The following is an 8,650-nucleotide window of genomic DNA, read 5'->3' as shown; positions in this document are numbered from 1 at the left end:
GCGGTCCGGTGGCGCGGGCGGACGGGGACGTGACCGACCGCTACCGGCAGTGGCTCACCGAGATCCGCCGCAGCCTGGACCGGTTGGAGGAGTCGTCACCGCTTCAGGTGGCGGCGGAGGAGAGCCCCCGTGGCTTCTGGGATGCGGAACGCCCGCCGTCGGCGGCGCTGACCGCGCTGCTGCCCCGCTTGCTGGCAGGAGCCGAGTTCGCTGCGGCCCGTCTCATCGTGGCCGGCCTGGACCCGGATCCGGACGAACTGGCCCTCGGCGCACGGGAGGTGGCGCATGGTTGAGGCGGGGGCGTGGTGGACGGTGCTGGCCGGTCCGGCGCTGCTGCTCGGCCTGGCCGTGCTGGCGGTGGCCGGCGACGCGGTTCTCGACGCCCGGGACGCGGGCCGGACGGTCACCCTCACGGCCGTGGTGCGGCCGTTCCTCGGTGTTCCGCGGGCGCTGGTGGCGCAGCCGAGGCGGCTGCCTGCCGCGGATGTTCTTCTGTGGCGGGCCGGTGTGATCACCGTGCCGGTGGCCGCGGTGCTGTCCACCCTGGTCATCCCCTTCGGCAACCGGATGGCCGCCGACCTGTCGGTCGGGGTGGTGTGGTTCAACGCCATGGAGGTGCTGACGTGGGCCGGACTGTGGCTGGCCGGCTGGGGCCCCAACGCCGCGTTCTCCCTGATCGGCGGGTACCGGTTCCTCGCCCAGGGCCTGGCCTATGAACTGCCTTTGATGTTCGCGCTGATCTCGGCCGCCACGGGGGCGCAGTCGCTGAGGGTCGGTGACATCGCGGCCGCGCAAGCCGGGCTGTGGTACGTGGTGTGGATGCCGGTCGCCTTCGTCGCCTATCTGGCCGGTGTGCTGGCGTTCAGCTTCCTGGGGCCGTTCGCCTACCCGGTCGGCCGGGACCTCTCCGGCGGGGTCCTGAGCGAGACGTCCGGAGTGGACCGGCTGTTGCTGCAGGCCGGCCGGTGGTTGTGGCTCACCTCCGGCGCGGCCATGGCCGTACCGCTGTTCCTGGGCGGCGGCGCCGGCCCGGGGCTGCCTGCCTGGGCGTGGTCGCTGATCAAGACCCTGGTGGTCCTCGGTGCACTGGTGTGGGCGCTGCGGCGGCTGCCGGTCATCCGTGCCGACCGGTACGTGGAGTTCGCCTGGGTGGTCCTCATTCCGCTGAGCGTCGTCCAGACCCTGGTTCCGGCCCTGGTCGACCTGAATCGCTAAGAGAAGGGAGCCGCGTGGTGGGCCCGCTCGACACCGTGCTGCTGGTGGCTCTGGGCGTGCTCGCCCTGGTCTTCGGCGCGCTGGTGTTCACGCTGAACTCGATGGCCCGGGTCACCTTCGCGCTGCTGGCGGCCCTGGTGTGCGTCGGCGGGATCACGGCCGTCCTCGGCCTTCCCTATCTGGGCGTGGTGATCGTGCTGATGATGGTCATGGAGATGGTGATCATGGCGGTGTTCATGATCGCGTACATGATGAACCCGGCGGGTCTGATGCCGATGTCGATGCTGCACAACAAGCGCGGCGCGCTCGCCATCAGCGGTGTCGTCTTCGCCGCGCTGGTCGCCGGGATCTTCGCGGTGCCCTGGCCGGCCCGCACGGGGATCCGGCCCAGGGACACCACGTTCCAGGTCGGCAGGTCGCTGATGGGCGACCAGATGCTGACGATGGTCACCCTCGGCTTCGTGCTGCTGGCCACCATGGTCGGCGCCACGGTGCTGGCCACCCGCCGGGGCCGCTACGACCGCTTCGGCGACGACCTCGACCGGCGCCCGGCCGACGACCCGGCCGGGGGAGGGGTGGGCCGATGACCTTCGAACTGATCCTGGTACTGGCCGCAGGCTTGTTCTGCACCGGCCTGTTCGGCGCGCTGTCCCAGCAGTCCATCGTCATGATCATGATGGGGATCGAGTTGATGATCGGCGGGATCATCGTCGCCGCGGCCGACTTCTGGCACTTCCTCGCCCCCGCCCAGGGCAGCGGTCAGGTGGTGATCGTGGCGGCGGTGGTGGCGATGGCGGTGGAGATGGCCATGGGCTTCGCCGTCACCACCGCCATCTACCGGGCCCGGCAGGTCGACATGACCGACATGGCCGAGGAGCTGAAGGGATGAGCGCGCTGGTCTGGCTGCTGACCGGCCTGCCCCTCGGCGCCGGAGCGGTCCTGGGAGTGACGGGAACGCGCTGCAACCGGCTGGTGCCCGTCCTCGGCACGGCGGTGGCCCTGGTGACGTTCGGCGTGGCATGTGCCGCCGCGGTGGCACGGCCGGCGGCGAGTGCGCCGCTGTTCGCAGGCATGCGGGCCGGGCTGGCGGTGGACGGGCTGTCCGCGGTGATGGTGGTGACGGTCGCTGCCGTCACCACCGCCGTCCTGGCCTTCGCTGCGGGCGAGTTCGCGCAGGACGAGAACCGGGGACGGTTCTTCGGGCTGATGCTGCTTTTCGCCGGTTCGATGCTGGTGACCGTCACGGCGACCACGCTGCCGCTGCTGCTGATGGCCTGGGAGGCGATGGGGGCCACCAGTTGGGCGCTGATCGGATACTGGTGGCGGCAACCGGAACGGGCGTACGCGGCGGACGTCGCGTTCCTCACCACCCGAACCGCCGACCTCGGGCTGTACCTGGCCGCCGGTGCGGCGATGGCCGGCGGCGTCGGCTCCCTGCGCCTGGACCTGCTGCCACGGGCCGCCTCCCCGTGGCTGCATCTGATCACGGCGGGCGTGGTCGTGGCCGCCCTGGGCAAGTCGGCGCAACTGCCGTTCTCCTTCTGGCTGTCGCGGGCCATGCAGGGCCCCAGTCCGGTGTCGGCCCTGCTGCACTCGGCGACCATGGTCGCCGCCGGCGCCTACCTGCTGCTGCGCCTGCACCCGCTGCTCGCCGCGACCAGCTGGGCCGGCCCGCTGGTCGCCTGGGCCGGCGCCCTGACCGCCCTCGCCCTTGGCGTGGTCGCCGTCGCCCAGCGCGACCTGAAGCAGCTGCTCGCGGCGTCCACCTCCGCCCAGATCGGGTTCATGGTGCTGGCCGCCGGAAGCGGCGGTGTCGCCGCGGGAACCACCCAGCTCGTGGCGCACGCCGCCACCAAGTCCGGTCTGTTCGTCGCGGCCGGGGCCTGGCTGACCGCGCTGGGCACCAAGCAGCTGCCCGCTCTGCGCGGCGCCGCCCGGCGTTATCGCCTGGTCGGGGCCGCCTTCACCGTCAGCGCGCTGACGCTGGCCGGCCTGCCGCCACTTTCGCTGTGGGCGGCCAAGGACGAGGTCCTCGCCGCCGCCGGCGGCGAGAGCACCGCGCTGTACGCCGTGGGACTCGCGGCGGCGGCCGTCGCCGCCGTCTACAGCATCAAGGGCTTGTGGTACGTCACCCGGTCGCTGCCCGACGACCCGGAGAGCGGATACGACACCGAGCGGCACGGCACCCGGAACATCGCCCGCACCACACCGGCCCCCCTGCTCGCCCTCACCTTCGCCGCGGCCGTGCTGGGCGTGCTGGCCCTGCCCGGACCGGCGTCCTGGCTGAAGAGACTGGTCGGTTCCCCGGGAGAGCCGTCGCCCCAGCCGTGGGAACTGGCTCTGTCCGCTGGCGTCGCGTTCGCGTCGGCGGCCCTGGCCTGGCGGGAGGCCACGCACCCCGCTTCCGTTCCCCGCACCGTGGTGCGGTGGACACAGGGGTGGCTGCATCTGGAGCGGGCCGCGCAAGCCGTGGTGGTGCGGCCGGTGATGGGGCTGGCCCGCGCGCTGGCGGTCTTCGACGACCGCGTCGTCGACGGCGCCGTACGGCAGACCGCCCGCGGCGGGCTCGCCGCCGCCCGGCTCGCCGGCCGGGTGGACGACGGCGGCATCGACGCCGCCGTCTCCGCGGTCGCCGCCGGCGTCCGCGGCCTGGGCCGGTGGGCACGCCGTCCGCAGACCGGACTGCTGCACCAGTACTACGCCCAGGCCGCCGTCGGCTTCGCCGTGCTCGTCCTGATCATCCTGTTGGTGAGGTAGCCCCCTGTGCTGAGTGTGATCACGTTCCTGCCTCTGCTGGTCTGCGCGGTGCTGCTGCTGTGGCCCCGCGCTCTGGGCGACCGGGCGTACGTCTGGGTGTGGATCGTCACCGCCGCCGTCGACCTCGCCCTGGTCGTCACCGTCTGGGCCGGCTTCGACCAGACGGGAGGAACGCAGTACCAGCAGCGGGTGCGGTGGATCCCGAGCGCCGGGGTGAGCTACCACGTCGGCGTGGACGGCCTGTCCCTGCCCCTGGTAGCGCTGACGTGTCTGCTGTTCCTGGCCGTCGCCGTCTACTCCTTGAAGGAGCGGCGGCGGGTGCGCTCGTACGTGTGCCTGTTCCTGTTCCTGCAGACCGTCGGCCTGGGCCTGTTCGTCGCCCTGGACCTGATCCTGTTCTTCGTCTTCTTCGACCTGTCGATCGTCGGGATGTTCTTCGTCATCGCCGGCTGGGGCCACGGCGAACGGGCCAGGGCGGCGGCGCTGAAGTTCTTCCTCTACACCTTCATCGGCTCCCTGGCCCTGCTGCTCGGCTTCATCGGTCTGTACCTCGCCGCAGCCCCGCACACCTTCGACATCGTCGACCTCACGAGCAGCAACCCGCTCGCCGGCCGCGGGCTGTACGCAGGCTTGGTTCTGCTCGCGATCGGTGTCGGACTGGCGGTCAAGACCCCGACGGTGCCGTTCCACACCTGGCTGCCGCCCGCCCACACCGACGCGCCCGCCGCCGGCTCGGCGATCCTGGCCGGGATCCTGCTGAAGATGGGCACCTACGGGTTCGTCCGCATCGCCATGCCTCTGCTGCCCGGATCCTGGCGTCACTACGCCCTGGTCGTCGTCGTGGTCGGCGCCGTCTCCGTCGTCTACGGAGCGCTGGTCGCCCTGGCCCAGACCGACTTCAAACGCATGATCGCCTACACCTCGGTCAACCACATGGGCTACATCGTCCTCGCCGTCGGCGCCGCCGGAAGCCTCGCAGGCAGCGACGCCCAGGCCCGCTCCCTCGCGGTCACCGGGGCCGTCACCCAGATGGTCAGCCACGGCCTGATCACCGGCGCCCTGTTCCTGCTGTCCGGCGTCCTCTACGACCGGGGACGGACGTATGCGATCGACGCCTACTCCGGCCTGGCGGCGCACACCCCGCGCTTCGCGGGCATCACCGCCGTGGCGGCCTTCGCCAGCCTGGGCATCCCCGGCTTCTCCGGGTTCATCGCCGAGTTCCAGATCTTCACCGGATCCCTGGCCTCGCAGGCGATCGCCACCGCCATCGCCGTGACCGGCATCCTCATCACGGCCGCCCTGTTCCTGCGGGCCCTGCGCACGATGTTCCTCGGCGTCCCGCGCCTGCCGCGGACCATCCCGGCCGGCGGCATCAGCGACCTGAGCGGCACCGAGGCCGTCCCCACCGTCGCACTGATGGCGGTCGCCCTGGTGATCGGTATCGCGCCGCGCTGGCTGCTGGACGTCATCGAACCCGCCAGCCGCACGCTGACGGGGCTGGTGGCCCGGTGAACGAGAACCTCGCCGCACTCGTCCCAGAGACCGCCCTGTGCGCCACGGCCGTCATCGGCCTGCTCACCGGCGCCTGGCTGCCCCGCCGCCGCCAGTGGACCGTCGCCGTCCTCGCGGCCGCCGCCTGCGTGACCGGCCTGACCGCCACCGGCATCACCATGGCCACCGGCCGCGAACAGACCGTCTTCTCCCACACCTTCGCCGTCGACGCGGCCACCGATGTGGGCCGGCTGACCGTCCTCGGCGCCCTGCTGCTGATCATCGCCATGTCGGTGGAGACCGTCCGCGGACACCGGCGCGAGACCGAGTACTGGGTGCTGCTCCTGCTGACCGGAGCCGGCACCCTCGCCCTGATCGGTGCGAGCGACCTGCTGATGCTGTTCGCCGCCTACCTGCTCGCCGGCATCCCCGCCCACGCGCTCGCCGCCTTCGCCAAGGACGCCCCCGGCACCGAGGCCGCCCTGAAGTACTACCTGATGGGCGCCCTGCTCGGCACCACCATGCTGGCCGGCACCGCGCTCCTCTACGCGGCAGGCCACGCCACCCTCTACCGCGCACTGCACGCGACACTGCCCCACGCCGCCTACGGCCTCGTCGGTGTCGGACTCATCGGCGTGCTGGCCGGCCTGCTGTTCAAGGCAGGGGCCGTCCCGGCGCACTTCTGGGTCCCCGACGTCACCGACGGCGCCCCCACCCCCGTCGCCGCCTACGTCACCACGGTGCCCAAGATCGGCGGTCTGATCGGCGGCTACCGCCTGCTGCACGAGGCTCTGCCCGACAGCGACGTCAACTGGCCCCTGCTGCTTGCCGTGATCGCCGCCGTCACCATGACGCTGGGCAACCTGGCCGCGTTCTTCCAGACCTCCGTCAAGCGCCTGCTCGCCTACTCCGCCATCAGCCAGGTCGGCTACCTCCTGATGGCCCTGGCCGTCGCCACCCGCACCGACCTGGCCCAGAAGAGCCTGCTCTTCTACATCGCCGCCTACGCCGTCACCAACCTGGGCGTCTTCGCGGTCGTCACCGAACTCCCGCAAGCCCGCACCCTGGACGACTACCGCGGCCTCGCCCGCCGCCACCCCGGCCTCGCCGCCGTTCTCGTCGTCTGCCTCCTCGGGCTGGTCGGCACCCCGCCCACCGGCGTCTTCCTCGGCAAACTCGAGATCTTCAGCGCCGCCGTCGACGGCGGCTTCACCTGGCTCGCGGCCGTCGCGGTCGTCAACACCGTCGCCTCCCTCTTCTACTACCTGCGCTGGCTCGCCCCCCTCTTCGCCACCACCGCACCCGCGCCCGCCGAAGCCCAGACCGTCCTGGGCCGCTGGGCCGCCGGTGCCGCCTACACCTCCGGTACGGCCTCCCTGGCCCTCGGCATCGCCGGCGGCGCGCTCCTTCCCCTCACCACGGGACCCCTCCTGCGCTGACACGCGCCCGCCTGCCCTATCCCTGTCAGCGCAGGCTCATGCGGCACCGGCACACGCGAACCACCGGGCCCGGCCGACTGCCGATGAGCCGGGAGTGGGCAGCAGGGCCGCCCCCGACCACAACGGCCCCGCGCCGGCCCCGGCCGGCTCCGCTGCTGCCGGGGTCAGCGAGCACGGCGCAGGACCGCCCAACTGCCCCAGCCGGTCTCGGACTTCATGGCCTGGCAGGCGCGTGGAGGAGGTCCGTCAGCGGCACCCTGCTCGCGTCGGCGCGCACCTGCCACGGGGGGCGGCCGTGGGCCTGCTGCAGGATGTGCGTCGACCGGTCCACGCTGATCACCCGCGCGCCTTGCGTCCTCGGTGTCCGTGGCTATCGGCACCGGCACCGGCCCCGGCGTGGATTCACCCGGGTATGGGTCGTCGGTCCAGGTGTCAGCCCTGGGGCGACCAGCGCCATCATGCCTGCCTCGCCGTGACAGCCGTTGTGGCAGTGGAGCATCCACTGTCCGGGGTTGTCGTCGTCGAAGAACACCGACACGGTCTGTTTGGGCAGGACGATGGTGGTGTCCTTGCGCGGCCCGCTCGTGCCGAGCTGGTAGGTGTGGCCGTGCAGGTGCATCGGATGCCACATGGTGGTGGTGTTCACGAAGTCGAGCCGCACCCGCTGGCCCTCCTCGACGGTGATGGCATGCGCGGCCGGATTGCTCACGTCGAATCGGCGTCCGACGATGGCCCAGTCGTAGCCCATCATGGAGCCGGTCAGCTCGATGCGGTGGACCCCGTCGGCCTTCTTCGACGCCAGCCGGACGTCGTCCGCCGCGCGCAGCTGCGAGGCGGCCGTGATCGTGCCGCCCAGTTCCATCGGGCGGACGGTCGCGGTGGGGGTGCCGCCTGAGCCGGTGCGGATGACGGCCATCCCGGTGGCGTTCTTGCCCTCCGCCAGCGCCACCGGGGGGAAGACGCCGTCAGAGAGGGTGACCAGGACGTCGTAGCGCTCGCCCATCCCGACCAGCAGGGCGTCGACCTGCTGGTGCCTGGGTCCGCCACGATCATGGCGTACCCGCTCGCGTGGGCGGACATCGCCGGCGGGGCCGCGCGATCCACGCCGCCATGCTGCTCGTGCCGGAGGATCCGGCGGGCGGCACGTGCGTGACGGCGGCGGCCGTGTCGTGGTGGACGAGAACGGCGAGCACCGCCACCAGTGCGATGACGGCAGTACGTGTCCACCGCGCCACGGCGCTGTGAGCGCCGTGCGGCCGGTGGTCGGCTGTCGTCATGGCTTCCGGTCGGGTAGGGCTCGTCGGTGGCTTGAGGGGGGCTGCCGGGTTGGGTGTTTGTCAAGCCCCGAATTCGAGCGGCATGACCCTGGGGAGTGCCGGGGGTGTTAATGGATGCAGGAGGTCACCACGGATGACGGTGACCGACTCCCCCCGGTCGGGGAATTCGTTCCGGCCGCGATTTCCGTTCTCTTCCCTCGAATGTGCAAGGAGTTTCATCATGGCTGTTATCCGTATGCAGCGTCTGGCTGTTCTGACCGCGGCGAGCGCTCTGGCTGTCGGAGGTGCTCTTGTGCCGGCCAGTGCTTTCGCTGCCACGCCGCAGACCGGCACCCACGCGATGGCACCCGCCCACCACGGCCCCGCACACCCCCGCGGTGGCGGGAACGTGAATGTGCCGGTCGTCAACGGCGGGGGTACGGGCGGCAACGTGAACGTGCCCGTGGTCAACGGTGGCGGCACGGGCGGCAA

6 protein-coding genes and 2 pseudogenes are annotated in these 8,650 nt (G+C 71.8%); 7 read left to right on the top strand and 1 reads right to left on the bottom strand.

Annotation, left to right across the window (positions count from 1 at the left end; genetic code table 11):
- The 7 genes and pseudogenes from IE249_RS38945 to IE249_RS30240 form a co-directional block, all read left to right on the top strand.
- Positions 1-293, top strand: a pseudogene (locus tag IE249_RS38945) (hypothetical protein); the annotation flags it as partial.
- Positions 286-1,215, top strand: coding sequence for an NADH-quinone oxidoreductase subunit H (locus IE249_RS30265; RefSeq protein WP_189709897.1), 930 nt, complete (start codon positions 286-288; stop codon positions 1,213-1,215). The pseudogene IE249_RS38945 and the gene IE249_RS30265, both read left to right, overlap by 8 nt.
- A gap of 17 nt (positions 1,216-1,232) precedes the next feature.
- Positions 1,233-1,802, top strand: coding sequence for an NADH-quinone oxidoreductase subunit J (locus IE249_RS30260; protein WP_189709895.1), 570 nt, complete (start codon positions 1,233-1,235; stop codon positions 1,800-1,802).
- Positions 1,799-2,104 carry an NADH-quinone oxidoreductase subunit NuoK gene (locus IE249_RS30255; RefSeq protein ID WP_189709893.1) on the top strand — a complete coding sequence of 102 codons (306 nt, stop codon included), beginning with the start codon at positions 1,799-1,801 and terminating at the stop codon, positions 2,102-2,104. The genes IE249_RS30260 and IE249_RS30255 overlap by 4 nt, the downstream gene beginning before the upstream one ends.
- Entirely contained in the window at positions 2,101-3,972 is a 1,872-nt protein-coding gene (locus tag IE249_RS30250; protein ID WP_189709892.1) for an NADH-quinone oxidoreductase subunit 5 family protein, read from the top strand. Before IE249_RS30255 ends, IE249_RS30250 begins: the two co-directional genes overlap by 4 nt.
- A 6-nt stretch (positions 3,973-3,978) precedes the next feature.
- Positions 3,979-5,484 carry a complex I subunit 4 family protein gene (locus IE249_RS30245; RefSeq protein WP_189709890.1) on the top strand — a complete coding sequence of 502 codons (1,506 nt, stop codon included), beginning with the start codon at positions 3,979-3,981 and terminating at the stop codon, positions 5,482-5,484.
- Positions 5,481-6,902, top strand: coding sequence for an NADH-quinone oxidoreductase subunit N (locus IE249_RS30240; RefSeq protein ID WP_189709888.1), 1,422 nt, complete (start codon positions 5,481-5,483; stop codon positions 6,900-6,902). Before IE249_RS30245 ends, IE249_RS30240 begins: the two co-directional genes overlap by 4 nt.
- Positions 6,903-7,344: 442 nt before the next feature.
- On the opposite strand, the pseudogene IE249_RS30235 reads toward IE249_RS30240, so the two are convergent.
- Positions 7,345-7,941, bottom strand: a pseudogene (locus IE249_RS30235) (multicopper oxidase domain-containing protein); the annotation flags it as partial.
- Positions 7,942-8,650: the final 709 nt, after the last annotated feature.

The sequence above is a fragment of the Streptomyces anandii JCM 4720 genome, assembly GCF_014650655.1.
In the GTDB taxonomy this organism is placed as follows: Bacteria; Actinomycetota; Actinomycetes; order Streptomycetales; family Streptomycetaceae; genus Streptomyces; species Streptomyces anandii.
This window is presented reverse-complemented; position numbering and strand designations above follow the sequence as displayed.

Excerpts from the sequence above, each read along its gene's own strand:
- IE249_RS30250 (WP_189709892.1), top strand. The coding sequence starts at position 2,101 with ATGAGCGCGCTGGTCTGGCTGCTGACCGGCCTGCCCCTCGGCGCCGGA.
- IE249_RS30265 (WP_189709897.1), top strand. The coding sequence starts at position 286 with ATGGTTGAGGCGGGGGCGTGGTGGACGGTGCTGGCCGGTCCGGCGCTG.
- IE249_RS30255 (WP_189709893.1), top strand. The coding sequence starts at position 1,799 with ATGACCTTCGAACTGATCCTGGTACTGGCCGCAGGCTTGTTCTGCACC.